This is a genomic window from Acetobacterium wieringae, assembly GCF_001766835.1.
GTDB lineage: Bacteria > Bacillota > Clostridia > Eubacteriales > Eubacteriaceae > Acetobacterium > Acetobacterium wieringae.
Genome location: NZ_LKEU01000033.1, coordinates 17,820 through 43,582, shown reverse-complemented (window position 1 = coordinate 43,582; position 25,763 = coordinate 17,820). Strand labels below are relative to the sequence as shown.

General features: G+C 46.1%; 24 protein-coding genes, 5 tRNA genes and 1 riboswitch. Of the genes, 28 read left to right on the top strand and 1 reads right to left on the bottom strand.

Annotated elements, in window-relative coordinates; translation table 11 throughout:
• The 25 genes from ACWI_RS11380 (at position 1) to ACWI_RS11260 (ending at position 21,751) form a co-directional block, all read left to right on the top strand.
• Positions 1-684 carry a response regulator transcription factor gene (locus ACWI_RS11380; RefSeq protein ID WP_070371561.1) on the top strand — a complete coding sequence of 228 codons (684 nt, stop codon included), beginning with the start codon at positions 1-3 and terminating at the stop codon, positions 682-684.
• The gene (locus tag ACWI_RS11375) at positions 671-1,984 is read left to right on the top strand and encodes a sensor histidine kinase (protein ID WP_070371560.1); all 1,314 of its coding nucleotides are present in this window, start codon (positions 671-673) and stop codon (positions 1,982-1,984) included. The genes ACWI_RS11380 and ACWI_RS11375 overlap by 14 nt, the downstream gene beginning before the upstream one ends.
• The gene (locus ACWI_RS11370; protein ID WP_070371559.1) at positions 1,981-3,120 is read left to right on the top strand and encodes an iron-containing alcohol dehydrogenase; all 1,140 of its coding nucleotides are present in this window, start codon (positions 1,981-1,983) and stop codon (positions 3,118-3,120) included. Before ACWI_RS11375 ends, ACWI_RS11370 begins: the two co-directional genes overlap by 4 nt.
• A gap of 97 nt (positions 3,121-3,217) precedes the next feature.
• The gene (pcrA, locus tag ACWI_RS11365; RefSeq protein WP_070371558.1) at positions 3,218-5,425 is read left to right on the top strand and encodes a DNA helicase PcrA; all 2,208 of its coding nucleotides are present in this window, start codon (positions 3,218-3,220) and stop codon (positions 5,423-5,425) included.
• 30 nt (positions 5,426-5,455) lie between these two features.
• Entirely contained in the window at positions 5,456-7,447 is a 1,992-nt protein-coding gene (gene ligA, locus ACWI_RS11360; RefSeq protein WP_479714949.1) for an NAD-dependent DNA ligase LigA, read from the top strand.
• Between the two features lie 138 nt (positions 7,448-7,585).
• A complete protein-coding gene (gene gatC, locus ACWI_RS11355; RefSeq protein ID WP_070371556.1) occupies positions 7,586-7,873 on the top strand; it encodes an Asp-tRNA(Asn)/Glu-tRNA(Gln) amidotransferase subunit GatC in 288 nt (95 codons plus the stop codon).
• 9 nt (positions 7,874-7,882) lie between these two features.
• Positions 7,883-9,355: an Asp-tRNA(Asn)/Glu-tRNA(Gln) amidotransferase subunit GatA gene (gene gatA / locus ACWI_RS11350; protein WP_070371555.1), complete on the top strand. Its 1,473-nt coding sequence runs from the start codon at positions 7,883-7,885 to the stop codon at positions 9,353-9,355.
• A gap of 3 nt (positions 9,356-9,358) precedes the next feature.
• A complete protein-coding gene (gene gatB / locus ACWI_RS11345) occupies positions 9,359-10,795 on the top strand; it encodes an Asp-tRNA(Asn)/Glu-tRNA(Gln) amidotransferase subunit GatB (protein ID WP_070371554.1) in 1,437 nt (478 codons plus the stop codon).
• A gap of 106 nt (positions 10,796-10,901) precedes the next feature.
• Positions 10,902-11,660 carry a ribonuclease PH gene (gene rph / locus ACWI_RS11340; RefSeq protein ID WP_070371553.1) on the top strand — a complete coding sequence of 253 codons (759 nt, stop codon included), beginning with the start codon at positions 10,902-10,904 and terminating at the stop codon, positions 11,658-11,660.
• 13 nt (positions 11,661-11,673) lie between these two features.
• Positions 11,674-12,273 (top strand): RdgB/HAM1 family non-canonical purine NTP pyrophosphatase, encoded by a 600-nt coding sequence (gene rdgB, locus ACWI_RS11335; protein WP_070371552.1) that lies wholly within the window; start codon positions 11,674-11,676, stop codon positions 12,271-12,273.
• Between the two features lie 56 nt (positions 12,274-12,329).
• On the top strand, positions 12,330-12,815 hold the full coding sequence (locus ACWI_RS11330; RefSeq protein WP_070371551.1) for a metallophosphoesterase family protein: 486 nt from the start codon (positions 12,330-12,332) through the stop codon (positions 12,813-12,815).
• Positions 12,816-12,841: 26 nt separating this feature from the next.
• Positions 12,842-13,747 (top strand): ABC transporter ATP-binding protein, encoded by a 906-nt coding sequence (locus tag ACWI_RS11325; protein ID WP_070371550.1) that lies wholly within the window; start codon positions 12,842-12,844, stop codon positions 13,745-13,747.
• 8 nt (positions 13,748-13,755) lie between these two features.
• Complete coding sequence (locus ACWI_RS11320; RefSeq protein WP_070371549.1) at positions 13,756-14,538, top strand: ABC transporter permease; 783 nt, start codon at positions 13,756-13,758, stop codon at positions 14,536-14,538.
• Positions 14,539-14,659: 121 nt separating this feature from the next.
• A tRNA-Gly gene (locus ACWI_RS11315) sits at positions 14,660-14,733 on the top strand.
• Between the two features lie 19 nt (positions 14,734-14,752).
• A tRNA-Arg gene (locus ACWI_RS11310) sits at positions 14,753-14,829 on the top strand.
• 25 nt (positions 14,830-14,854) lie between these two features.
• Positions 14,855-14,931, top strand: a tRNA-His gene (locus tag ACWI_RS11305).
• 26 nt (positions 14,932-14,957) lie between these two features.
• Positions 14,958-15,034 (top strand) — tRNA-Gln (locus ACWI_RS11300).
• 85 nt (positions 15,035-15,119) lie between these two features.
• Positions 15,120-15,195: transfer RNA gene (locus ACWI_RS11295), tRNA-Lys, on the top strand.
• A gap of 135 nt (positions 15,196-15,330) precedes the next feature.
• On the top strand, positions 15,331-16,071 hold the full coding sequence (locus tag ACWI_RS11290) for an alpha/beta fold hydrolase (protein ID WP_070371548.1): 741 nt from the start codon (positions 15,331-15,333) through the stop codon (positions 16,069-16,071).
• Between the two features lies 1 nt (position 16,072).
• Positions 16,073-16,615, top strand: coding sequence for a peptide-methionine (S)-S-oxide reductase MsrA (gene msrA, locus ACWI_RS11285; protein WP_175440947.1), 543 nt, complete (start codon positions 16,073-16,075; stop codon positions 16,613-16,615).
• A 19-nt stretch (positions 16,616-16,634) separates the two neighbouring features.
• Positions 16,635-17,003, top strand: coding sequence for a YccF domain-containing protein (locus tag ACWI_RS11280; RefSeq protein ID WP_070371547.1), 369 nt, complete (start codon positions 16,635-16,637; stop codon positions 17,001-17,003).
• A 362-nt stretch (positions 17,004-17,365) separates the two neighbouring features.
• Positions 17,366-18,307 (top strand): methionine ABC transporter ATP-binding protein, encoded by a 942-nt coding sequence (locus tag ACWI_RS11275; RefSeq protein WP_410171686.1) that lies wholly within the window; start codon positions 17,366-17,368, stop codon positions 18,305-18,307.
• The gene (locus ACWI_RS11270) at positions 18,297-18,956 is read left to right on the top strand and encodes a methionine ABC transporter permease (RefSeq protein ID WP_070371545.1); all 660 of its coding nucleotides are present in this window, start codon (positions 18,297-18,299) and stop codon (positions 18,954-18,956) included. Before ACWI_RS11275 ends, ACWI_RS11270 begins: the two co-directional genes overlap by 11 nt.
• Before the next feature lie 109 nt (positions 18,957-19,065).
• Positions 19,066-19,878 (top strand): MetQ/NlpA family ABC transporter substrate-binding protein, encoded by an 813-nt coding sequence (locus ACWI_RS11265; protein ID WP_070371544.1) that lies wholly within the window; start codon positions 19,066-19,068, stop codon positions 19,876-19,878.
• 295 nt (positions 19,879-20,173) lie between these two features.
• Positions 20,174-20,291, top strand: a riboswitch (glycine riboswitch).
• Positions 20,292-20,335: 44 nt separating this feature from the next.
• A complete protein-coding gene (locus ACWI_RS11260) occupies positions 20,336-21,751 on the top strand; it encodes an alanine/glycine:cation symporter family protein (RefSeq protein ID WP_070371543.1) in 1,416 nt (471 codons plus the stop codon).
• A gap of 63 nt (positions 21,752-21,814) precedes the next feature.
• On the opposite strand, the gene ACWI_RS11255 is transcribed toward ACWI_RS11260, so the two are convergent.
• Entirely contained in the window at positions 21,815-22,105 is a 291-nt protein-coding gene (locus ACWI_RS11255; RefSeq protein WP_070371542.1) for a hypothetical protein, read from the bottom strand.
• Between the two features lie 187 nt (positions 22,106-22,292).
• On the opposite strand from ACWI_RS11255, the gene ACWI_RS11250 reads away from it, so the two are divergent.
• The 3 genes from ACWI_RS11250 to cobT all read left to right on the top strand — a co-directional run bounded on the left by ACWI_RS11250 (position 22,293) and on the right by cobT (position 25,717).
• Positions 22,293-22,964, top strand: coding sequence for a response regulator transcription factor (locus tag ACWI_RS11250; RefSeq protein ID WP_070371541.1), 672 nt, complete (start codon positions 22,293-22,295; stop codon positions 22,962-22,964).
• On the top strand, positions 22,961-24,586 hold the full coding sequence (locus ACWI_RS11245) for a sensor histidine kinase (protein WP_139142360.1): 1,626 nt from the start codon (positions 22,961-22,963) through the stop codon (positions 24,584-24,586). Before ACWI_RS11250 ends, ACWI_RS11245 begins: the two co-directional genes overlap by 4 nt.
• Positions 24,587-24,664: 78 nt before the next feature.
• Positions 24,665-25,717 carry a nicotinate-nucleotide--dimethylbenzimidazole phosphoribosyltransferase gene (cobT, locus tag ACWI_RS11240; protein WP_070371539.1) on the top strand — a complete coding sequence of 351 codons (1,053 nt, stop codon included), beginning with the start codon at positions 24,665-24,667 and terminating at the stop codon, positions 25,715-25,717.
• Positions 25,718-25,763: the final 46 nt, after the last annotated feature.

Below are 25,763 nucleotides of genomic sequence, written 5' to 3'. Positions count from 1 at the left end.
ATGCGAGTTCTTTTAGTTGAGGATGAAAAACCTCTGGCGGCGGCATTAGGAAAGATATTTGAGAAAAACAAAATCCTGGTTGATGTTGTCAATGATGGGATTGAAGGGAAGCTGCTCAGCGAGAACGATGTCTATGATGTGATTATTCTGGATATTATGCTGCCGGGAATGACCGGTCTGGAAATTTTGCGTTCGATCCGGGAGGCGGGCAAAAATGTTCCGATTCTTTTATTGACCGCTAAAGACGATACCAAGGATAAGGTGAATGGACTGAATATGGGCGCCGATGATTACCTGGTTAAACCCTTCGTTACGGAAGAGTTAATTGCCCGGGTAAGGGCTTTGGGCCGACGACCCTGGGAGGTTTATCAGGACAATGTGATCCACTTTTCAAATATTTCGCTGAACATTAATTCCGGGGAACTGTATGTCGATGAAGTCTTAAACCGACTCACTGCCAAGGAAGCCCAATTACTGGAAATGTTTATCCGAAATCCCGGCATGACCATCTCCAAAGAGCAGATTCTGGACCGAATCTGGGGAATTGAGAGCATGGCGATGGAAAACAGTGTGGAGATTTATGTCCACTATCTGCGAAAAAAGCTGGATAACTCTAAGGCTTATATCAAAACCATTCGGGGCTTGGGTTATGTTTTAAAGGAGAAGGAGAATGTTAAGTCTTAACAAGCTTCGGATCAACCTTACCCTGATGAATACAGGAGTCCTGATCGGACTCCTATTATTTATTTCCATTTTTCTGTATGTCGTTTTGAGTATGGATGTGGAGACAAATGTCAATAACAATCTTAAAATATATTGTTCCCAACTGGCCAATGAAATTGAATATCTGGAACGGCAGGAAGCAGGAGAAGCAGTTACCGAGGAAGAAAAGCAGGGTTATTTTGAATATACCCGCAGTCTCGTCCAGAATAATATCGCTTATGTAATTTTTGACCAACAGTTTGGCGTTCTGGATCAGTCTTATTCGCTGCCGCTTGAAGAGGCCAAACTGGTGGAGATATCGAAACATTATTTTGCTGGTAACAAAGAAAAATATCTGATCAGCAATTATAAACAGGGTGACAAAGACTATAAAATTTGCACCTATGCGGTAGTCAATAAAAATGGCGAATTAAAAATTGTTCAGGCGATGAAAAATATGGCATCGGAACGGTCGCTATTGGGAAATGCTCAGGAAATGGTGGGATTTACAATCCTGATTGGGGCATCACTATCCTTTTTAGGTGGTTATTTTTTGTCTGGCCGATCCCTGATTCCGATAAAAAAGAGTGTTGAACGACAGCAGGAATTTTTAGCGGATGCTTCCCATGAGCTGCGGACCCCAATTGCGGTGATTCAGACAAATCTGGAAGTGGTTAAGGCCAGCACCGATGAAAGTGTGGAAAGCCAGCTGACCTGGATCAATAACGCCTATGATGAAATCCAGTGGATGCAGCACATCGTAGAAGATTTGATGTTTCTGGCCCGGGCCGATTCCGGGGACATGGTGGTACAGCAGGAGCCGGTGGATTTAACTTATGCAATCAAGGTGGTTTGCGAAAAAATGGCGCCCATAGCCGGGAAAAAGGGAATTGCTTTGATCAATAAGCTGGAGGATGATCTGATTATCACCGGGGATGAAAAACAGATTACCCAGTTGCTGGTGATTTTGTTGGATAATGCCATCAAATACAGCGGTGAAAATACCATTATTCGGATCATCGGAAAGCAGACCCTCCAGGGCGTTGCGGTGGAAGTTATTGATCAGGGGATCGGGATTCCCAAAGACGAGATCAGCAAAGTAACCCAACGGTTTTATCGGGTCGACAAAGCCCGTTCCCGAACGGAGGGGGGCACCGGTCTGGGGTTATCGATTGCCAATTGGATTGTGGACGAGCACCATGCTGGCATGATAATCGAAAGTGAAGAAAAAAAAGGAACCAGGATTATTTTGAATTTTGATAAGGGGGTAGAGAAAAAATGAGCAGTTTAAAATTTTGCGGCGATGAGATTATCACCGGGCCAGGAACACTGGATGCCATAAAAAAGATCGATGGACAGCGGTTCTTTTTAGTAACCGGAAAGTCTGCCTTGTTCAGAAATGGAACAATCAAACGGGCCGAAGGCCTTTTAAAAGAGAGCGCTAAGGCTTATGATATCCTGAGTGGGATCGGAGCGAATCCTAGTGTTTCTGATGTGGAAGCTGGCTTGATTAAGATGAAAGATTTCGATCCGGATGTGGTCATTGCCATTGGTGGCGGATCGGTTATGGATGCGGCCAAGGTGATGACGCTGATGTGCGAATACCCGGGATTAACGATTGAGGCAATCAAAAATGGCCAGGCACCGGAAAAACGGGAGCGGATTAAACTGGTCGCCATCCCCACGACCTCGGGGACGGCCTCGGAAGTCACCCGGGCAGCGGTGATTACCTTCCCGGAAGAGAATATCAAAATCGGGCTAAAGACCAAGGCCTTTATTCCCGATCTGGCGATTCTGGATGGGGAGCTGGCACTGTCAATGCCGAACAGTGTGATGGTGGAATCCGGGATGGATGCCCTGACCCATGGTCTGGAAGCCTATATTAATAAGAATGCCGATGACTTTACCAAAATCATGGCCAGAGGGGCGGTGGAGGGGCTGCTTGGGCACCTGCGTCCGTCTTTTGAAAATGGGGACATCGAAAGCCGCCAGCATGTCCATAATTTTTCCTGTCTGGCCGGGTTTGCTTTTCAGAATGCCGGATTGGGAATGGATCATGGGATTGCCCATGCCTTTGGGGGCCGTTTTGGAACCAGTCACGGGCTCCTCAATGCCATTGCCCTGCCCTTTGTGTTGGAATATAATCAGCGGGATCGCCAGGTAGCTGAGGATCTGGAGAAGTTATCCCGGTTAATCGGCAAAAACATCATTGACGAAATCAAAGCGCTAAATCAAAGCTTTGGTATCCCTGATTCGCTTCAGGCCGCGGGAATCCCGGAAGAACACTTTAAAGCTCACTACGAGGAGTTATTGAAAAATTCACTGCTGGGCTCCACTCAGCGGAATCCCGTGAAGATGGATGCTGAACAAATGGATAAGGTCCTTACCAGCATTTATTATGGGGAAAAGAAATTTTAATAAGGAAACAAATGCGGTAATTGGAAAACTTGTTAAGGCCCAACCAAGGCAGCAGAGCTTTCTTACCTACCGGTGAAATAAATATTTAGGAGAATACATGAGTTTATTAGACGGGTTAAACGCTCGACAGAGAGAAGCAGCAGAAACCATCGATGGGCCGCTATTAATACTGGCTGGGGCCGGATCGGGAAAAACACGAACCATTATCCATCGCATTGCCCACATTATTGAAACCGGACAGGCATGGCCGTCGCAGATTCTGGCGATCACCTTTACCAATAAAGCCGCCGGTGAAATGCGGGAACGGATTGCCAAAATGAATATAGAGGACAGTAAACGGATCTGGATGTCGACCTTCCATGCCATGTGCGCCCGGATCATGCGAAGTCATGCCCAATGGCTGGGTTATGATGATAATTTTGTTATTTATGATATGGACGATCAGAAACGATTGTACAAGAGCCTGATTAAAGAATTGGGTCTCAACGACAAATATTTTACCAATCAGTTTTTAAGTGGTGAAATCTCCACTGCCAAGAATAATTTTGTCAGTCCTGACGCCTATTTGAAAGAAAATTCTGGAGATTTCAGAAAAGAAAAGGTTGCTGTTTATTATAAACGCTACCAGGAAAGCCTCAAAGCCAACAATGCGATGGACTTTGATGATCTGATCTACAATACCCTGGTATTATTTAAAGGCTTTCCCGAAATTCTGGAACAATACCAGAATCGCTTTAAATACATCATGGTTGATGAATATCAGGATACCAATCACAGCCAATACGAGTTGGTCAATATGCTGGCCGCCAAATATAAAAATATTTGCGTCTGCGGCGATGATGACCAGAGTATTTATGGCTGGCGGGGCGCAGATATCAATAATATTCTGGACTTTGAAAAAGACTATGCCAGTGCCCGGGTAGTTAAACTGGAAGAAAACTACCGCTCCACCCAAACCATCCTGGATTGTGCCAACAGTGTCATCGCCAGAAACACCGGTCGCAAGGAAAAGGCGCTGTGGACCAATAATGACGGCGATGAAAAAATTATGATTGCCTCTTTTAACCAGGGTTATGATGAAGCCCGGTTTATTGTGGATGAGATTAATGACACGATCAATAAAGGCCAGGGTATCTATGGCGATTTTGCCATCCTTTATCGAACCAATGCCCAGTCCCGGCTGTTTGAAGAAGCCCTGATGCGGGCCGGTCTACCCTATCAGCTAATCGGCGGAACCGGATTCTACTCCCGAACCGAAATCAAGGACATTATTGCTTATTTAAATGTCCTTAGCAATCCCAAAGACAATATGGGCTTTATGCGGATTGTCAATGTGCCGAAGCGGGGGATCGGTTCGGCAACCATTGAAAAGATTGCCGAATATGCCAATTTTAAAAGCTTCAGCCTGATGCAGGCCTTCCATCACGTTGAAGAAATTCCAGAGCTGAGCCCCAGTGTCAAAAATAAGGTTCGGGCCTTCAGTGAACTGATGAAAGAACTGGCAGCGATCCAGGAGACGGCCAGCTTAAGTGAGCTGATCGCAGCAGTGATTGAAAAAACCGGTTATCTGGAAATGCTGGAAACCGGAAAAATGGATAAGGGTGAAAGTCGACTGGAAAATCTTCAGGAACTGGTCTCCTCAGCCACCGACTTTGAGAAAAACAGTGATGACCAAAGCCTCAGCGCCTATCTGGAAACGGTGGCCTTATCGTCAGAAACCGATAAATACGATGGCGATCAGGGCAAGGTGTTGCTGATGACTTTGCATAACGCCAAGGGTCTGGAATTTCCGATTGTCTTTATCCCCGGCCTCGAAGAGGGGATTTTTCCCCATGGTCGAGCGATGGATTCCCCGGAGGATATTGAAGAAGAACGGCGCATCTGTTATGTGGGTATTACCCGGGCCATGAAACGGCTCTATATTTCCTGGGCCGCCGAAAGAACCCTCTATGGTCGCCGTCAATTGCAAACCCCGTCCCGGTTTTTAAAAGAAATGCCGGATGCGGTGTGTGTGGAGAATAAACAGCGTTACGAGCGCAAGCCGGAGATTGACATTGAAATGAAGAAAAATAAGACCTTTTCCGAACGGGTGACCCAGTCGAAGGTGGCGATTCGCAGAAATAATGCCAATGCCGTTAACCTGAACAACAGCCCCTCAGAAAATAATTTTGGACTGACCGATAAGGTTAAGCATAAAAAATTTGGCATTGGCACTGTGGTTGAGGTAAAAAGCAACATGATTTCGGTAGCCTTTCCGGGGGTCGGGATCAAAAAAATGGATCCGACCTTTGTGGAAAAAGCATAGTTAATAAGCAGTTAAGGATAGGAAATGCGTATGAGTAAAACCCGAATTGAAGACTTAAAGAAAGAAATTGAAGCTCATAACCGGGCCTACTATCTTGATGATACCCCCCTGATTTCAGACTATGACTATGATCAGCTGATTAAAGAACTGATTGACTTAGAAACCCAAAACCCAGAGTTGATTACGCCGGATTCCCCGACCCAGCGGGTTGGTGGCAGTCCTTCTGAGGGCTTCGAGAAGGTGGTTTATAGTCGTCCCAAGCTGAGTCTCAGCAATGCTTTTGATGCGGCAGATCTCCGGGATTTCGACCGCCGGGTGCGGCAAACCTGTCCCGAAGCCACCTATGTGGTGGAATACAAGTTTGATGGGTTAACGGTTGTGCTCAATTATGAAAAGGGTCTGTTTGTCCAGGGGGCCACCCGGGGCGATGGGGTGGAAGGAGAGAATGTCACTACCAACCTCAAAACGATCCGGTCGGTTCCGCTGCGTCTTTTGGAACCGATAACCCTGGAAGTCCGGGGTGAGGTGTTTATGTGCAAGGCAGATTTTGAAAAGCTGAATCAGCGGCGCCTGGCTGAAGCGGAAAGCCCTTTTGCCAACCCCAGAAATGCCGCCGCCGGTTCATTGCGGCAACTGGATCCCAGGCTAACAGCCTCTCGGCCGCTGGATATTTTTATCTTTAATCTGGAAGCGGCGGCAGGGTTTGAACCCAAAACGCATCAGGAGACGTTGAACTATTTAAAAAAGCTGGGTTTTAAAACCAGTGCGGTTAAAACCTTTAGCGATATCGAAGCGATTATTGACTATTGTAGCGAGATGGAAGTGGAACGACGAGAGTTACCCTTTGAGATTGATGGTTTGGTGATAAAAGTGGATCAATTAGCCTATCGGGAGCAGTTGGGTAACACTTCAAAGAGCCCCCGTTGGGCGATGGCCTATAAATTTGCCCCGGATCAGGCACTTACCACCGTCGATGCCATCACCGTTCAGGTGGGCCGTACCGGCGCCCTGACCCCGGTGGCCGAACTTAGGCCGGTATCATTGGCCGGGTCGGTGATTGCTCGGGCCACCCTCCATAATGAAGACAATATCCGTAATAAAGATATTCGCATTGGCGATCATGTGGTGATCCAGAAAGCCGGTGATGTAATTCCGGAAGTGGATCATGTGGTGTTTGAAAAGCGATCGGGCAACGAGGTGGTTTTTCAAATGCCAAAACGCTGTCCGGTATGTGACGAACCGACCTTCCGAATTGACGGAGAAGCGGTGACCCGATGCCTGAACATGGCGTGTCCGGCCCAGGTGTTTCGCAAACTGGTGCATTTTACCTCCCGGGATGCGATGAATATCGAAGGATTGGGGCCGGGAGTGCTGCGATTGTTGATGGACGAGCAGCTGGTGAGTAACCCGGTCGATATCTATCATCTCGATCACAAGAGAGCGCAGCTGGTCACCCTGGAAAAGCTGGGTGAAAAATCAGTTGATAATCTTCTGGCCGGAATTGAAGCCTCTAAAAAACGGGATCTTTCACGACTGATTTTTGGGTTGGGGATTCCCCTGGTGGGTGCCAGAGGGGCGAAAATTCTAGCAGAGCATTTTAAGACAATGGACAGTTTGATCCTGGCCCAGGCAGACGATCTCAAAGCGATTTTTGAAATTGGCGAAAAAATGGCTACCGAAATCGTCGATTTTTTTCAGACCCCCACCAATCTTGAAATTATCAGCGGGCTTTCAGCGGCGGGAATCAATATGGTTCAAGAAACCGATAAGGAGTCCCAGACCCTGGTTGGCAAGACCTTTGTACTCACCGGCACCCTGCCCACCCTCGACCGCCGGGAGGCCAAAGCCCTGATCGAAGCAAACGGTGGCAAGGTCGCTGGCAGCGTCAGCAAAAAAACCGACTTTCTTCTATCCGGAGAAAAATCCGGGTCAAAATACACCAAAGCACAGGAGTTGGGAATTGCAATAATTGATGAAGATGCGTTTTTAGCTCTTGTCACAGGTGGTGGGTTTGATCTATAATGAAGGGTGATTTTTAGAATCAGACTGACAGCTTTGGCTGTTAACATAGCAAATCAGTGCATTTATAGTAAATAAAGTGCGTAAACAGTGACCAAAAGAATAAGATCGAAAGTCAGCAGCAAAGAAAGGATAAGAACTATGAGTTTAATACGAGAAGATGTCACCTACGTGGCCAATCTTGCCCGTTTGGAATTTTCCGAGGATGAAGTGACCGCTCTGGCCGACCAACTGGGAGCCGTGCTGGATTATGCCGAAACCCTCAGCGGACTCGACACATCCCAAATTAAAGCCACTGAACATGTGTTGGCCGTCCAGAATGTGTTTCGGGAGGACGAAATCAAGTCCTGTCTGAGCAATGAAGATGCGTTGGCCAATGCGCCGGAAAGCGAAGCCGGGTGCTTTAAGGTTCCCCGGGTTATGGAATAGGAGGCAATAATGGAATTATATCAAAAAACCATACATGAAATAAATGACCTTCTGGATAAAAAAGAAGTGACGGTTACGGAGGTAACCCAGGCGGTGGTTAACCGCATTAACGCCGTTGAAAAAAGCACTGATGCCTATCTCAGTCTCCAGACCGAAGTAGCATTGGAAATGGCTCGGGGGTTGGATGCCGAGCTGTCCGTGCGAGCCCAAAGAACCCCGCTGGAAGGGATTCCTTACGGACTCAAAGACAATATGTGCACCAAAGGGATCTTAACTACCTGTGCGTCAAAAATGCTGTATAACTTCAATCCGCCTTATAATGCCGAGGTTTACGACCGGCTTAGCGAAGCGGGGGGGATTTTGCTTGGAAAAACCAATATGGATGAGTTTGCCATGGGTTCTTCCACCGAAAACTCAGCTTACAAAAAGACCCGTAATCCCTGGGATTTAAACAAGGTGCCTGGCGGTTCCAGCGGCGGATCAGCCGTTGCCGTGGCAGCCGACACAGCCTTTTACACATTGGGATCAGACACCGGTGGATCGATCCGTCAGCCGGCAGCTTTTTGCGGAGTAGTGGGGATGAAACCAACCTATGGTCTGGTCTCCCGTTATGGTTTGGTAGCCTTTGCCTCATCACTGGATCAGATTGGACCGTTCACCAAGGATGTCGAAGACTGCGCTCTGGTGCTGAACGCCATTGTTGGTCATGATGCCAAGGATTCCACCTCTCTCAATCTGGGAAAAATCGATTATACCCAAAACCTCAAACAAGGGGTTAAGGGGCTAAAAATTGGCGTGGCCAAAGAATTTTTCGGCGAAGGTCTGCAACCGGAAGTCCGCAAAAGTCTGGAAGAGGCCATTGCCATCTATAAAACCCTGGGGGCCGAAATTGTCGATGTGTCTTTTCAGCATCTGGACTATGCCTTGTCCGCCTACTATATGATTTCCTCGGCTGAAGCCAGCTCCAACCTGGCTCGTTATGACGGTATCCGTTATGGTTTCCGGGCCGAAGAATACAGCGATTTGGTTGATCTTTACAAAAAAACCCGAAGCCAGGGCTTTGGTGATGAGGTAAAACGTCGGATCATGCTGGGTACCTATGCCCTCAGTTCTGGTTATTATGATGCCTATTATAAAAAAGCTATGCAGGTGCGAACCATCATCAAAGCCGACTTTGATCAGGTCTTTGGCGGCTGTGATGTATTGCTGACGCCAACTGCTCCGACCACGGCCTTTGGGATTGGCGAAAAAACCAGCAACCCATTGGAGATGTATCTGACCGATATTTACACCGTACCGGTTAATATTGCCGGGATTCCCGGGGTTTCAATTCCCTGTGGCCTGGACAATAACGGGATGCCGATTGGGATGCAGCTGTTGGGGCCGATTTTAAGCGAAGAGACGCTGTTAAAAGCCGCATGGGCCTTTGAGCAGGAATCCGGTCTGACGAATTTAAAAGCACCATTGGGAACGGAGGTCTAAATCATGGAATATGAAATTGTCATTGGAATGGAAATCCATGTGGAGTTGGGCACAAAAACAAAGATATTCTGTTCGTGTCCAACCGAGTTTGGCCAGGATGAAAATACCCATACCTGTCCGGTGTGTTTGGGGATGCCGGGCGTCTTGCCGGTACTCAATGAAAAAGTGGTCGAATATGCGACCCGGGCCGGTCTGGCGCTTAATTGCGAAATTGCTCATTTCAGCAAGATGGACCGAAAAAACTATTTCTATCCGGATTTGCCCAAAGCCTATCAAACCTCGCAATTTGATTTACCGATCTGTACCGGTGGTGCAGTCGGCATTGAGGTAGACGGGGTTAAAAAAGATATCGGCATTACCCGCATCCATATCGAAGAAGATGCCGGTAAGCTGCTGCACGAATCGGCCGATGGAACCCTGTTGGATGTCAATCGCTGTGGCGTCCCACTGATTGAGATCGTCACCGAGCCGGATTTGCGCAGTGCCGAGGAAGCCCGGGCCTTTGCCGAAAAGGTTCGGAATATTCTGGAATATACCGGCGTTTCTGACTGTAAGATGGAACAGGGCTCGATGCGTTTTGACGTGAATTTGTCAATTCGGGAAAAAGGCTCCGAAGTGTTGGGAACCCGAACCGAAATGAAAAATCTGAACTCTTTCCGGGCGTTGATTCGAGCGGTTCAATATGAAAGCAAACGCCAGATCATCGAACTTAAAAAAGGTCGAGAAATCATTCAGGAAACCCGTAAATGGGATGATGCCAAAGGGGTTTCCTCATCGCTTCGAAGCAAGGAAGAAGCCCACGATTATCGCTATTTTCCGGAACCGGATCTGGTACCGATTGTGCTGGAACCGTCATATATCGAAAAAATTAAAAGTGAACTGCCGGAATTGCCAGAAGCTAAAAAGAAGCGTTATGTAGATGAATACAAACTGCCGGAATACGATGCCGGGGTATTGACGACTACTGGGGTCACCGCCCGCTTCTTTGAAGAAGCAGTGGCGCTATATAACGAACCCAAACAGATTTCCAACTGGATGATGGTGGAAATTCCGCCGCTTTTAAAAGAAAATGAACAAAGCATGGAAACTATCACCATTACTCCGGCGCAACTGGTGGAACTTTTGAAACTGGTTAAGGATAAGGTCATCAGCGGAACCAGCGGTAAAGAAGTTTTAAAAGAAATGTTTATTTCCGGTAAAAATGCTGGAGATATCGTCAAAGAACAGGGACTGGCACAGATGAGTGATACCGGCGAGCTGGAAGCCATCATTGAAAAAATTGTTGCGGATAATCCCAAATCGGTCGAAGATATCGGGGCTGGTAACGAAAAGGCGTACGGCTTTTTAACCGGACAGGTGATGAAGGCCACCAAAGGAAAAGCCAATGCCCAGGTTGCCAACGAAATTATTCGAGCGGTCGTTGCCAAACATCTGGCTTAGGATGCGGTAACACCGAATAGTATTAAAGAACAAGAATTTTTAACTAAGGGATTATTGCATCGTTGCAGTAATCCCTTAAAAAATAAGAAACAGAAAAAGGTAAGATATGGAAAATAGTGAAGAAATAAAAGCAACAGAAGCGATCAACCAACGAATTGATGGTCGGGAAGCCCACGAATTAAGACCAATCAGAGTCACCCGACACTTTATAAAAAATGCCCAGGGATCAGTGCTGATTGAAGTCGGCGATACCAAGGTCATATGCACTGCGATGGTTGAAGACAAGGTGCCGCCATTTTTAAAAGGCCAGAAGAAAGGCTGGGTCACCGCCGAGTATGAAATGATTCCGGCATCAACCAACAATCGAAAAAGCCGGGATCGGAATCGGGGCAAAATCGATGGCCGAACCATGGAAATTCAGCGCTTAATCGGGCGGAGTCTGCGATCCGTCATCGATCAGACGATGCTCGGGGAACGAACCATCTGGATCGACTGTGATGTGATCCAGGCCGACGGCGGAACTCGAACGGCAGCAATTACCGGCTCATTTCTGGCTCTTCATGATGCCTTGTCAGGGTTGATCGAAGCCGGAAAAATTGCCGAAATGCCGATTACCAATTATGTCGCGGCCACCAGTGTCGGAATTTATCAGGGCGAAGCCATTGTTGATCTGTGTTATGAAGAAGATTCACATGCCGAGGTCGATATGAATATGGTGATGACTGAAGCGGGTGAAATCATCGAAATACAGGGCACCGGTGAAGAACGGCCCTTTAAAAAGGAAGAACTGCAAAAACTATTAGAACTGGGCGAAGCGAGTATCAAAGAAATTATCGCTTTCCAGAAAGATACATTACAGGATTAACGGGTAAATAATCATGAGAACGATACTGTTAGCGACTGGAAATCAGGATAAGGCCAATGAGTTGAAAGCAATGCTGGGCGATGATTTTGAAGTCATGACGATGAAGGATTTAGATATTGATCTGGATATTATTGAAGATGGCCGGACCTTTGAAGCGAATGCGCTGATCAAGGTACGGGCCTTGCAGCCCTATGTCCAGGGCAAAGATCTGATCATTATGGGAGACGACTCCGGTTTGTCAGTCGATTGCCTTGGTGGGGCTCCGGGAATCTATTCGGCCCGTTATGCTGGCGACAATGTCAGTTATGGCGACAATAATAAGAAGCTTTTAAAAGAAATGGCCAATGTTCCGGAAGGGCAGCGGGGCGCTGCCTTTATTACGGCCATTGCGATGATTTTGCCGGATGGTCGGGAGTTGACCTGTGAAGGACTGGTTCGGGGAAAAATTGCCAGTGACTATTGCGGCAGCGGGGGATTTGGCTATGATCCGCTGTTCATTCATGAAGCATCCGGACGTTGCTACGGTGACATGAGCAAGGAAGAAAAAAACCGCCTCAGTCATCGTGCCCTTGCCATTCAAAAGGCCCGGGAACTGCTGAATCAGGCACGATAAAAAACGGGCAATGGGGATTTTTATTTGTACGAAAAGACTAAGGGATGGGGGATAAAATGAAAATTGGCGTAATGAGCGATAGCCACGGCAATCTGAAAGCTGTAAAACAGGCTGTTGAGGAAATGGGTCCGGTGGATGTGATTATCCATTTGGGGGATTATGTGGAAGATGCGCTGTATCTGCGAACGATCACGAACGCCCCCGTTCACATCTTAAAGGGCAACTTGGACTCGTTTGCTGATCAGGGTAGTATGTCACTGGAAACCACATTAGGTGGGTTTAGAGTGTTTGCCTGTCATGGTCATAAACACGGGGTCAAGAATGATCTGCATCATCTTTACTATGCCGGGTTGGAAAAGAGTGCGCAAGTGATTCTCTATGGACATACCCACCACGCTTACATTGAAGATGATGGCCAGGTGTTGCTGATGAACCCCGGTTCGGTAGGGGCACCCCGCTTGGATGATCCCGCAAGCTATGGGCTGATTACCATAGAAAAAGGGGAAATCGAGGCAAAAATCATCCCGCTTTGGAATGATTGATTGTAGCAGGGAAAAGGAGGCAAGCGATGCTCAGTGTAAGAGATGTATCAATGACCTATCAAAAGGGAAAAAAAGAGGCTTTAAAAAACATCAATTTAGAAATTGCTGAAGGGGAATTCACCGCCCTGCTGGGACAAAATGGGGCGGGTAAAAGCACCTTGATCAATATCCTGGCCGGTAATGTGAAAAAGACCCAGGGGAGTGTCAGCATCGGTGGTTACGATCTTGATAAGAAGGAACTGGAAACAAAAAAAATTATCGGCATCGTCCCCCAGGATACGGGCTATGATTTTGTATTTACTGTTGATGAAGCCTTAAAAAAACAATCCGGTTACTTTGGGATCAAAAACAACAAGGCCTATATCGATGAAGTTCTGGAGGCCTTGTACTTAACCGAAAAACGTAGTGCCCGCATTCGGGATCTGTCCGGGGGAATGCGCAGACGGTTTCTGATTGCCAAGGCGCTGGTTCATAAGCCCAAAATCCTGATTCTCGATGAGCCAACAGCGGGTGTTGATATTGAAATGCGCCATACCTTATATGATTTTCTGGTTAAGCTGCATCAGTCCGGAACCACGATCATCCTGACCACCCACTATATTGAAGAAGCTGAAAAGCTGTGCAAGCGGATTGTGATTATTGATGGCGGGAAAATTATTGCTGATGAACCCAAAGAAGAACTGATGGATGCCTTTTCCCGGGAGTCAATCATCGAGGTTCACTTTGATCAGGCACTTAATCTGGCTGACTTTGATTTTTTAAGTGACTATCATCCGCATATTGAAGATAAAACCAGGCTGCAGCTGAAAGCCTCAAAAAAAGACTTGTCCAAAGTCTTTAGGCAACTATCGGAGAAAAACTTGGAATTCACCAATCTGGTGGTCGAAAGACCAAAACTGGAAGATATTTATTTAAATATCATTAAACATTAGGAGAGCAAATGAAAAGTAGAGTTTTTTATAACAGAGTTGGATTTGCAACCCTCTTAAATAAAGAAATCCATCGGTTTATGAAGGTTCCGGTACAGACAGTACTGGCGCCACTGATTTCGAATATATTATATATGCTGATCTTCGGGGGAATGTTGCAAACCAGAGAAGTCGGGATTGATGGAATTAGCTATCTCAATTTTCTGGTTCCCGGTTTAGCGACGATGGGAGCAATTTTTGCGGCCTTTCAAAATCCCGCTTTTTCAATGATCTCACAGAAATTTCAAAACACCATTCAGGATCTAAACAGCTATCCCATCTCACTGGCAGAAAAAATTCTGGCTTTTGTCTTTGGTGGAATGTTTCGCGGGGTGCTGGTTGGCATTTTGACTTATGTGGCGACGATATTTTTCGTGGGCTATGAAGTTGCATATCCAATCTTTTTTGTTCTCTCACTGACGGCAACGTCCTTTGTGTTTGCTTCGGTGGGTTTAATTGCCGGTCTTGTTTTAGATAATTTTGAAAAAATGAATTTTGCTCTGGCAATTATTATCACGCCACTTACCTATTTAGGAGGGGTCTTTTTTGAGGTTTCTAAACTGCCAGGATTTTTGGCCAATTTAATTTATCTCAATCCGATCTTTCCGTTGGTTAATGTTTCCCGATACGCCTATATCGGCGTCTGCGAGGGCAATATTGTGATACACGTTCTTTTGACAATGGGATTGCTGATCAGTTCATTTTTGATTGCGGCCTATATCTTCAAAAAAGGTGTTGGAATTAAAATAGTCTAAGCCTTGTTTCGGTTCAGACTGACCGAGTTTTGAGCGCCCATAAAAACAAAAAATAATTAAAAAAGAGTTGACAACACTGCCTATTTCAAGTATACTAACACTTGTCTCTAAGAGAGGCAATGCGGGTGTAGCTCAGTGGTAGAGCCCTGGCCTTCCAAGCCAGTCGCGAGGGTTCGATTCCCTTCACCCGCTCCATTTTTGCGAAAAGGATTGAGCGCCTGTAGCTCAGTAGGATAGAGCAACGGCCTTCTAAGCCGTGTGCCAGGGGTTCGAATCCCTTCAGGCGCACCATTTTTTAGTTTGTTTTTATATCGTGGTGGGTATAGTTCAATCGGTTAGAGCGCCAGATTGTGGTTCTGGATGTTGTGGGTTCGAGTCCCATTATCCACCCCATTTTTTTATATCGTTATTATTTTTATAGGGGTATAGCCAAGTTGGTAAGGCACCAGATTTTGATTCTGGCATTTCGTAGGTTCGAGTCCTGCTACCCCTGCCATTTTTATTAAGCAGAGAAAAGAAAAACAGCATCTGACCCATTAACTCAGTCGTTTTAAGACAAATAAATATTAATTAATCTATCTGACCCATTAGCTCAGTTGGTAGAGCATCTGACTTTTAATCAGGGTGTCGGGCGTTCAAGTCGCCCATGGGTCACCATTTAAAAAACAGAACCGCAGCGATTGCGGTTTTTTTATTTTTTGAAAAATTAAAATGACGAAATGGTTGTTTTATAATGGGTTGGGGTATAAAAGTGAGATCAGAAGCAACAGCCCACATCACTAAGGAGCAGCGATGAAAGAAAGAAAAACCGCAAAAAAAATTGTAAAAATACTTGGAATCGTATTGGTAGCTTTGGTTATTGGGATATTGACGTATTTGGGGGATTACTATCATGCCGATCAAACGGCTCATGATGCCCTGATTTCAAGTGATCAGGTGAATGTTCGAGAGGAAGGTAATCTGACGATATTTATGCCAACAGCAGGTCAAAATGAAACAGGCTTTATTTTTTATCCCGGCGGGAAGGTGGAAGACATCGCCTATGCTCCGTTAGTACGGGCACTAGCAGAACAAGGCTATCCGGCAGTGATTGTCGGCATGCCCTTTAATCTGGCGGTGTTTAATATAAATGGAGCTGATGCGGTAATGGAAACCATACCGGAAATTGAGAATTGGGTGATGGTTGGGCACTCCCTGGGTGGGGCGATGGCCTCGGACTATCTGGCTGAACATGAAGATCAGGTATCCGGGTTGGTGCTCTTAGGTGCATATCCCAATGAATCGCTGACTCAAAGCAGTCATCCGGTACTAAGTCTCTATGGCAGTGCCGATCAGATTATTGATCAGCAGGGTCTGGCTAAAGGCCGGGATAAGATGCCGCGGGAAGCCAGCTATTATGAAATTGCTGGGGGCAATCACAGTGGCTTTGGCAATTATGGATTGCAGGCTGGCGATGGTACAGCATCGATCACCCAGGCTGAACAGCAAGTGATCACGGTCGAAAAAATTATGGAAATCTGGAAAGGAAACTGATATGATAAGAGAAAATTTGAATAATAATGTCAGAGAAATCACCTTGGCTGGCGGCTGTTTCTGGGGAACGGAAATGTATTTTAAAGCCATTAGGGGAGTCATCAAAACCGAGGTCGGTTATGCCAATGGCAAAACCCAAAATCCCACCTACGAGGATGTCTGTCATCACAACACCGGGCATGCTGAGGTAGTTAAGGTCACCTATGACAATCAGGTGATCAGCCTACCATTTTTGTTGAGTATGTATTTTGAAGTCATCGATCCGGTTGCCGTGAATCGTCAGGGGAACGATGTGGGAATTCAGTATCGTACGGGTATTTACTATTCGGATCCTGCCGATGAAGCGGTGATCTTAGCGTCGGTTCAGGCATTAAGGATGGAATATGGGGTGCCGCTGGCCATCGAAGTGCTGCCGCTGGAGAACTATAGCGCAGCAGAAGGCTATCACCAGGAGTATCTAATAAAGAATCCCGGCGGGTACTGTCATATTGGCAATCGTGAGTTTAAAAAGGCTGCAGTCGCTCGGGATCCATCCATAAAATAAAAAATGAAAAGAGACTAGTATGAGTATTATTGGGAATATTATCTGGATTATTTTTGGGGGCCTGATTATGGCAATTGGTTGGTTTTTAGCCGGAATTCTTTGCTGCATCACGATTATTGGGATTCCTCTGGGGTTGCAAGCCTTTAAAATGGCGCAGTTGGTATTCTGGCCATTTGGAAAAACGGTCGATTATTCACAGATGGGAACGGGTTCGGTGATCCTGAATATTTTATGGATATTGATTTTTGGTTGGGGGCTGGCAGCGGCATCGGCGATTCTGGGGATTATCTATTGCATTACCTTAATTGGAATCCCGTTTGGTCTGCAATGGTTTAAGTTTGCCAAACTGGCATTGTTTCCCTTTGGCGCACAAATTACCGATATTTAAGGTAGGGATTGCGCTATTTGGCTTGACAAGAAAATCAAATCGAGACTATAATAAACGGTGGGTGTGTTTTAACCCACTGTTTTTAATAGGACTTATGTCATTGTGAAGATCGGCAACGGCAATGTGTATTAGACAAAATGATTGATGGGATTACTGTCAGATAGTGGCGGACAGTTTGAAACGTTGTCAAATAGCTAAACAAAGCGGGAATGCCTGATTGGTGTTAAGTTCATTAAAACAATAAATTTATTGAGTGTAGGAGGGTAAGGAACATCGAAACAGAAAAGACGTCTCTGAAACCCATCATTGAAATAAAGGATCTGGGGAAAACCTTTCGTCCCAAAAGTGGCGAAGTAAAGGCTTTGGATGGTATCAATCTAAGCATTAACCAGGGCGATATTTATGGGATTATTGGTATGAGTGGGGCTGGCAAAAGCACCCTGGTTCGTTGTATCAATCTTCTTGAAAAGCCCACCAGTGGTAGCGTTTTCATTGATGGACAGGATATTTCGAAAATAACTGAAAAAGAACTAAGAACGGTGCGTTATTCAGTGGGCATGATTTTTCAGCAATTTAATTTGCTGATGCAACGCACTGCCGAGAAAAACATTCTTTTTCCCCTGGAAATTGCCGGAGTGGATAAAGAAACGGCAAAAAAAAGAGCGGCTGAATTGTTAGAACTGGTGGGCCTGCCCGATAAAGCCAAGGCCTATCCGGCGCAGTTGTCCGGAGGTCAAAAGCAACGGATTGCCATCGCCCGGGCGTTGGCCAATAATCCCAAAATTTTGCTGTGTGATGAGGCCACCTCGGCTCTGGATCCCTCGACCACCAATTCAATTCTTAAGCTGTTAAAAGAAATTAATCATAAATTGGGGATCACGATTGTGATCATCACCCATGAAATGAGTGTGGTGGAGCAGATCTGCAGCCATGTGGCGATCATCGATAAAAGTCAGATTGCCGAAGATGGCGAAGTTGAAGACATTTTCCGGAATCCGAAAACCGATATTGCAAAAAAAATGATTTTTTCCGAGGGCGATCAGGGTTCGGTAGTAATGGGTAAGAACACCTATCGGGTCGTATTTGACGAAAAATCATCCAGTGACTCGGTGATGGCAAAAATGGTTCTGGAAACAAAATGCCTGGTGAATATTCTCCATGCTGATATGAAAAATATCGATGGCTTCGCTTTTGGACAAATGGTTATTCAATTGCCTGAGGATGAGCTGAGTGCGGCCCGGGCCATTAATTATCTGCGTTCACATCAAATTACTGTTGAGGAGGTGAGCGCTCATGTGGGATAGTTCAATGACTGGCCTCATTGCTCAGGGAACGTTGGAAACCCTCTATATGACCTTGGCCTCAACACTCTTGGCCTATCTAATCGGATTACCCATGGGTGTTTTGCTGGTCACCAGCGATTCCGAGGGGATTGTGCCGATGAAGGTAGTCAACCAGGTGCTTAATATTGTTGTTAATATTACTCGATCGATTCCGTTTTTGATTTTACTGATAGCGGTGATTCCCCTGACTCGGATGATCACCGGAACCACTATCGGATCTACGGCTACGATTGTCCCGCTGGTGATTGCCGCAGCTCCGTTTATTGCCCGGCTAGTGGAGTCGTCCATTAAAGAGGTGGATTATGGCATTATTGAGGCCTCTTTGTCAATGGGGGCCAGCCCGATACAAGTGGTGACCAAGGTGATGATCCCCGAAGCAAAACCTTCCTTGATTATTGGGGCGGCGATTGCTACGACCACTATTTTAGGCTATTCAGCGATGGCTGGGATTGTTGGTGGCGGCGGTCTGGGGGACATCGCCATTCGTTTTGGTTACTATCGCTATGAAACCGGGATGATGGTGATTACCGTGGTGCTGCTGGTTTTAATTGTTCAGCTGTTCCAGGAAGTGGGGATGAAAATTGCCCAGAAACAGGATCGCCGAAAATAACGCGTTTGATGATCAGCAGCTGATTATGGTTGACAGCGGAGGAACTTCGTGTTATATTACATATTAATCAACTAGGGATTATATGAAAAGAAATGAAAAGGAGAAGATCATGAAGAAATTAGGTTCAGTATTATTAATTAGTGTTCTTGGTTTGGCCCTATTTACCGGCTGTTCAGCAAAGGGAACAGATGAAAAAACCATCGTTGTTGGGGCCAGTCCAGCACCCCATGCAGAAATTCTGGCGATTGCCAGCGACGTGTTAAAAGAAGATGGGTATACTCTTGAAATCAAAGAATTTACCGATTATGTCCAACCCAATTTAACACTACAGAATAAAGAGTTGGATGCCAACTTTTTCCAACACCTCCCCTACCTGGAAGACTTTAATGTAAAAAACAACACCAAACTGGTGAGTGCAGGCGTGGTTCACTATGAGCCATTGGGTTTATACCCGGGTAAAATTAAGACTCTGGATGCAATTGCCAGCGGTGCGACCATTGCCATTCCCAATGATACCACCAACGAAGCCCGGGCGCTGCTGTTGCTGGAAACCATTGGTTTGATCAAGGTTGATCCCAATGCTGGCCTGGAAGCAACACCAAAAGATGTTATCGAAAACCCGAAAAACATTGTCTTTAAAGAACTGGAAGCAGCACAGCTGGCCCGATCACTGCCAGATGTTGATTTAGCCATCATTAATGGCAATTACGCCATTGAAGCTGGATTAAACGCCGGTACCGATGCCATTGCCAAAGAAGAAAAAGATTCCCTGGCAGCTCAGACCTATGCAAATATTGTTGCCGTTCGAGCCGGCGATGAAAAAAGTGAAAAAACGTTGGCACTGATGAAAGCACTGCAAAGCGAAAAAGTCATCAGCTTTATCGAAAGCAATTATCAGGGTGCCGTGGTACCGATGTCTTAAGTGATAATATCCGGGAAGCGTCTCAAATAGAGATGTTACCGACTGTACAAAAGCTAACCCAGTACCGACAATTGTTAGATCATGTTGTACGCATCGGAGCGGACACGGCAAAGCCTGTCCGATTCCGCGGCGAACAACAGATTAACAATTGGTCGGTACGGTAGTTTATCGATAACCTGAAACGTCACAAATCGAGGCGTTTCTTTTTTGTTTAAAAACCAGGATGGGGTGGATTTTTAAAATAATCTTGCATCGGTCAAATGAATTGTGATATTATTTTAACGCTGTTGTAAAATCGCAGCACTCTGGAGAGTCTCAAAGATGAGCGCCGAAGGTGTACCCCTGGAAAGATCAGTCTGGCAACGACTGAACATTTCAGGCTATCTCTCAGGCAAAAGGACAGAGCAACCCATTGGTGTTGTTCTCCCTCTTCACAATTAAGAGAAGGAGGAACAAAATGTTTCAACAATTTAATGAATTTTTAGTATGGTTTGACGACCTCGTATGGGGTGTGCCATTGATTGTGCTGATTCTGGCGGTGGGGATTTTTTTGACCATCCGCTTGCACGGACTTCAGATCCGCTATTTACCCAAAGCGCTGAAGTACATGGTGAAGAATGAAGAAGGGGGCGAAGGCGAGGTAACCAGTTTTGGAGCCCTGTGTACAGCCCTCTCAGCAACCGTTGGAACCGGAAATATTGTAGGTGTTGCCACTGCGATTGTCGCCGGAGGACCGGGAGCCTTGTTTTGGATGTGGATTGCCGCCTTGTTTGGGATGGCGACCAAATTCGCCGAAGGGGTTCTGGCCATTAAATATCGGGTCATTGAACCGGATGGACATGTCCTGGGCGGACCTTTTTACTATATCGAAAATGGGATGGGCATAAAATGGCGCTGGCTGGCAAAAATATTTGCATTTTTTGGTGCTGGGGTTGGTCTGTTGGGAATTGGAACCTTTACCCAGGTCAACGGGATAGCCAGTGCGGCCAATAATTTTTTTGATCCCAATAACCAATGGACGGTTAATCTTTTGGGCATGGATTATTCCTGGAGTGTGGTGATAACCGGAACAATTGTTACTATTTTTGTGGGACTGGTTGTTATTGGGGGCCTGAAACGGATCGCCAATGTTTCCCAGATCATTGTCCCCTTTATGATGGTCGTTTATGTGATTTGCTGTGTTATTATTTTAGTTACCAATGCCGGATTGATCCCGGCGGCCATTACTGAGATTGTTGCCAGTGCCTTTGGTCTGCGGGCTGTTGCCGGCGGTGCCTTGGGAGCAGTGCTGATCGCCATGCAAAAAGGGATTGCCCGAGGCATCTTCTCCAATGAGGCTGGTCTTGGTAGCGCCCCCATTGCTGCGGCTGCGGCACAAACCAATGAACCGGTGCGACAGGGTCTGGTTTCAATGACCGGAACCTTTTTAGATACCATCGTGGTCTGTACCATGACCGGGCTGGCCATCGTCTTAACAGGGTCCTGGAATATTGGTCTGGAAGGGGTGGCGGTTACCACCAACGCCTTTCAGGCGGGCTTGCCATTTGCCCCAGCCGTCAGCTCGTTTCTACTGATGATCTGTCTGGTATTCTTTGCCTTTACCACCATTCTGGGCTGGAATTATTACGGCGAACGCTGCCTGGAATATTTGTCAAATGGGAATATAAAGGCTGTGTTAACCTATCGCTATTTATATATTCTGGCCGTTTTTATCGGCCCATTTATGACCGTTTCAGCGGTTTGGACGATTGCTGACATTTTTAATGGTTTAATGGCATTGCCCAATCTGATTGCCTTAATCGCTTTAAGTGGTGTGGTTGTTGCCGAAACCCGCACCTACGTTACCAAGCTTAAGAATAAAGAAGTAGAATAAGCAAATAAAAAAGACCCAATGAAAGCGAACTTTCATTGGGTCTTTCAAATTTAAGGATGCTGATTAGTGGGTTCTGCCGCCATGACGCATGCCGGAGCCATCCTGAGGTTTGGTTCCGCCACAGGTGCCATCACCATTGCCGTATTGGTGGGCCGTGCCGTCCTGGGTGCAATTTTCGTTGTCGCAGATGCCGTCGCCATTGGTATCATGGCTGGCTTGACGTTCAATCCGTTGCTGTTCGGTCAAACCATTGCAGGCACCAGTACCAGCGCCGTGGTTTGGAGCTGCCAGAGCGCTGCCAGCGGTAGCCAGCATTAAGGCCAGGGATCCGACTAAAATAAGTTTTGTTTTCATTGAAATTCCTCCGTTTTTTTAGTGTGTTCTGTTGTTTGTATTATATGACGGTTATATGTCAATACTGTGTCAAAAATAAAATTCATGTGATAAAATAAAAATAATTAAATGGTTCATACTGACACAGTATTGTCATAGTAATCGGATAAACTTTTATAAATTAAGAAGAAATGGGAGGCGCATGGCAATGAAGGGGATTCGCATTCTGGTGGCGGAAGATGAAGATAAGCTGCGGGAAATCGTTTTGAAATATTTAAATAAAGAAGGCTATCAAGGCTTCGGCGCAGCCGATGGCGAAGAAGCTTTGGATTTATGGGCTGAAAAAAAACCGGATTGCATTATTCTGGATGTGACCATGCCCAAGCTTGACGGTTTTGAGGTGCTGGCCGAAATCAGAGAAACCGATAATGTTCCGGTAATCATGCTGACGGCCCGCCGGGAAGAGGATGATAAAATTCAGGGCTTTGAAGTCGGTGCCGATGATTATGTGACGAAACCTTTTAGTCCCCGGGAATTGATGGTGCGCATCAAAGCTTTGTTAAAACGCAGTGGAGTCGTCACCACCGACAACCAGCTCGATGTCTGCGGAGTGCATTTAAATGCAGAAGCACGTCAACTGACCATTGATGATGAAATCATTAACCTGACTCAGAAGGAATTTGAGGTGCTGACCTTTTTTATCAATCATCATCAGTTGGTCTTATCCCGTGAACAGATTCTGGATCGGGTCTGGGGCTATGATTACGAAGGTGATATCCGGGTAGTTGATACCACCATTAAGCGGTTGCGTAAAAAAATGAATAAAAAAGGAGAATGTATACAAACCGTCAGAGGGTTGGGATACAAGTTTAAGGAATGAGATCTTCGATATTTTCACGATTGATGCTCTATCTGGGGGCTTTTTTTCTGGTCTTGTGTTTGCTGACCTATTATGTGCTTGGTTCCTATTTTGAAGTCTATTATACCGAGAAAAGAACGGCGGTTTTAATTGACAAAACGAGTCAGGCTGCTGCAATGTACAACCAAGGGGGGTTAACCCCGGAACTGCAAGCGTATATTGATGTCGCCGAAGAAGAAGGAATTGTCATTCAGATTATTAAACAACAAACCGTGACAGAAGAAACGTCTTCGGGAAATGTTTCGCCGGAAAATGGGAGCATCGAAATAGTGGCGATGCGTCAAGCATTGGATGGCATGGATCAAAGCGAAGGCTCAGGGCTGACTGTTGTTGAAACGAAACGTCTGGCCGCTGGTGGCGAACACAAGGGTGAGGGCAATGAAGCAGGCGAAGGTGCTGGTGGCGGATCCGGGAATGGCTCAGGATCTGGGAGTGGTGCTGGCAGCGGTGCAGAACATGGGGCCGGAGCTGGGCAACAGAACAGTGTCGAAAACCAGGTCAACGCACATCAGCATGAGGAAAGCTTTGTCATCGTGTTGGGAAGTGATGAGCATCAGGTGGAGTGGCTGACTCATAAGATTGTCGCCAATGACGGTGCTCAGATCATTGGCCGAATTCCCCTTTATTCGGTTCATGAGGTCATTGAGATTGTGGAAAATTTTCTGCTGGTATTTTTAATGATTATTTTCGGCTGTTCGTTGCTTTTCGCCTACTTTTTCTCTCGGGGTATTTCCCGACCGATTATTTCATTAAATCAGCTTTCCCGGGAAATGGGTAATCTTAATTTTACAAAAAAATATCAGGGTACCAGGAAGGATGAGATTGGCCAGTTGGGTAAAACCTTGAATCATATCTCGGATGAACTGGAAGAGGCAATTCTAAAGCTCCAGGAAGAACTCAATAAGGAGCGAACCTTTGAAAAAATGCGACAGCGTTTTACTGCCCAAGTGTCCCATGAGATCCAAACCCCTCTGGCAGTGATCAAAAGCTATGCCGAAGCTCTGGAAGACGGGATTCTGGAGAATCGTGAGGAAGAACAGGAATATTTTGTGACGATTCAGAAGGAAGCCGATAAAATCAGCGGTATCGCCAGCGATCTGCTGGATCTGGCCCAAATTGAGTCCGGTGCCTATCAGCTCAAGAAGGAAGCGGTGTTCGGAGGTGAGGTCATCGCTTCGGTCGTTCAGCGATTTGTAAACACCTATCCGGAAAAAAATATCGTCTTTAATAATCGCTGTGAACCCCAACAAAAACTTAGCATCGATCGTAAACGGATGGAGCAGGTTTTTTACAATCTTTTGAACAATGCCATTAAACATGTCAGTCCGGCCGATGGGTTGATTCAAGTAAGTTGCGAAACCCAGGGAAATGAGTGGATTGTTTCTGTTTATAATGTGGGTAAGTCGATTCCACAAAATGAGATCAATCAGATCTGGGAGTACTTTTATAAGGCGCAGTCGGATAAAAAAGGCACTGGTTTGGGTCTGGCTATCGTCAAAGGCATCATAATCTGTCATGGTGGCAAGGTGGCTGTGGATAACCGGGATAAGGGGGTGTGGTTTGAAGTGCGGCTGCCACTATAAAAACTTCAAAAATAGAATTTTCAAAAGCGGGAGATGTGATATAATGAGAAAAAACAGTCGAATTGACAGGAGATAAGAATGAGTTTGTTAAATGAAACATTGGAAAAAATCCAACCACTCAATGAAGAAATGATGAAAACAGCCAAGGATCGGGTCGATTTTTTGCTTAAACCAGTGGGCAGTTTGGGAAGCCTGGAAGAGATCGCCGTTCAGTTGGCCGGTATCACCGGGGAAATGTATCCGGATGTCAGCAAAAAAGCGATGCTGGTTTTTGCTGCTGATCATGGTGTCTTTGAAGAAGGCGTTGCTGCGGCACCTCAGGAAGTCACCGGTTTGATGGCGCAAATGGTTATGGCCGGAAAAAGTGGCGTGGCTGCTTTAAGTAAACAGGCAGGTGCCGATATTTTTGTTTGTGATGTGGGCATGAATGCTGATTTGGAGCCGAAATCAAAAATTCTCGATAAAAAAATCAGAAAAGCCACCTCAAATATGCGAAAAGGTCCGGCGATGACCCGGGAAGAAGCGATTCAATCCCTGGAAGTCGGCATTGATGTGGCCCAACGGGCGATTAACAACGGCTATAATATTTTAGGTACTGGAGAAGTGGGGATCTCCAACACCACCGCCAGTGCGGCTATTATTTCAGCACTTAGCGGTGTTGATGCCGGTGAGTTGACCGGTGCTGGAGCCAACCTGTCAGAAGAAAAGCAGGTGGTGAAAGCCCAGGTAATTCGGGATGCTATTGCCCTGAACCAACCGGATAAAGATGACGCCATTGATGTGCTGGCAAAGGTGGGCGGATTCGAAATCGGTGCCATGGCGGGAGCGATGCTGGCCGGAGCGGCCAATCACATTCCTGTATTAATCGATGGTTTTATCTCAACCGCCGCTGCGGCCATTGCCATTGGGATTAATCCGGATGTCAAAGGTTATTTGATTTGTTCGCATGCGTCAGCTGAAAAAGGCGCCGCCTATGCTTCCGAATTTATTGGCGCTAAACCATTCCTGAATATGGGGATGCGTTTGGGTGAAGGCAGCGGTGCGGCCATTGCCTTTAATATTGTCGAAGCAGCCCTGTATATGAATCGTGAAATGGCTACTTACGGTGATGTCGGCCTGGGTGTTGTTTAAAAATTGAAGCAATAATATTAAAGCCCTTCAAAAGTGAAATCTTTTG

Coding starts and splice junctions, on each gene's coding strand:
- ACWI_RS11380 (WP_070371561.1), top strand. CDS start 1: ATGCGAGTTCTTTTAGTTGAGGATGAAAAACCTCTGGCGGCGGCATTA.
- ACWI_RS11375 (WP_070371560.1), top strand. CDS start 671: ATGTTAAGTCTTAACAAGCTTCGGATCAACCTTACCCTGATGAATACA.
- ACWI_RS11370 (WP_070371559.1), top strand. CDS start 1,981: ATGAGCAGTTTAAAATTTTGCGGCGATGAGATTATCACCGGGCCAGGA.
- pcrA (WP_070371558.1), top strand. CDS start 3,218: ATGAGTTTATTAGACGGGTTAAACGCTCGACAGAGAGAAGCAGCAGAA.
- ligA (WP_479714949.1), top strand. CDS start 5,456: ATGAGTAAAACCCGAATTGAAGACTTAAAGAAAGAAATTGAAGCTCAT.
- gatC (WP_070371556.1), top strand. CDS start 7,586: ATGAGTTTAATACGAGAAGATGTCACCTACGTGGCCAATCTTGCCCGT.
- gatA (WP_070371555.1), top strand. CDS start 7,883: ATGGAATTATATCAAAAAACCATACATGAAATAAATGACCTTCTGGAT.
- gatB (WP_070371554.1), top strand. CDS start 9,359: ATGGAATATGAAATTGTCATTGGAATGGAAATCCATGTGGAGTTGGGC.
- rph (WP_070371553.1), top strand. CDS start 10,902: ATGGAAAATAGTGAAGAAATAAAAGCAACAGAAGCGATCAACCAACGA.
- rdgB (WP_070371552.1), top strand. CDS start 11,674: ATGAGAACGATACTGTTAGCGACTGGAAATCAGGATAAGGCCAATGAG.
- ACWI_RS11330 (WP_070371551.1), top strand. CDS start 12,330: ATGAAAATTGGCGTAATGAGCGATAGCCACGGCAATCTGAAAGCTGTA.
- ACWI_RS11325 (WP_070371550.1), top strand. CDS start 12,842: ATGCTCAGTGTAAGAGATGTATCAATGACCTATCAAAAGGGAAAAAAA.
- ACWI_RS11320 (WP_070371549.1), top strand. CDS start 13,756: ATGAAAAGTAGAGTTTTTTATAACAGAGTTGGATTTGCAACCCTCTTA.
- ACWI_RS11290 (WP_070371548.1), top strand. CDS start 15,331: ATGAAAGAAAGAAAAACCGCAAAAAAAATTGTAAAAATACTTGGAATC.
- msrA (WP_175440947.1), top strand. CDS start 16,073: ATGATAAGAGAAAATTTGAATAATAATGTCAGAGAAATCACCTTGGCT.
- ACWI_RS11280 (WP_070371547.1), top strand. CDS start 16,635: ATGAGTATTATTGGGAATATTATCTGGATTATTTTTGGGGGCCTGATT.
- ACWI_RS11270 (WP_070371545.1), top strand. CDS start 18,297: ATGTGGGATAGTTCAATGACTGGCCTCATTGCTCAGGGAACGTTGGAA.
- ACWI_RS11265 (WP_070371544.1), top strand. CDS start 19,066: ATGAAGAAATTAGGTTCAGTATTATTAATTAGTGTTCTTGGTTTGGCC.
- ACWI_RS11260 (WP_070371543.1), top strand. CDS start 20,336: ATGTTTCAACAATTTAATGAATTTTTAGTATGGTTTGACGACCTCGTA.
- ACWI_RS11255 (WP_070371542.1), bottom strand. CDS start 22,105: ATGAAAACAAAACTTATTTTAGTCGGATCCCTGGCCTTAATGCTGGCT.
- ACWI_RS11250 (WP_070371541.1), top strand. CDS start 22,293: ATGAAGGGGATTCGCATTCTGGTGGCGGAAGATGAAGATAAGCTGCGG.
- ACWI_RS11245 (WP_139142360.1), top strand. CDS start 22,961: ATGAGATCTTCGATATTTTCACGATTGATGCTCTATCTGGGGGCTTTT.
- cobT (WP_070371539.1), top strand. CDS start 24,665: ATGAGTTTGTTAAATGAAACATTGGAAAAAATCCAACCACTCAATGAA.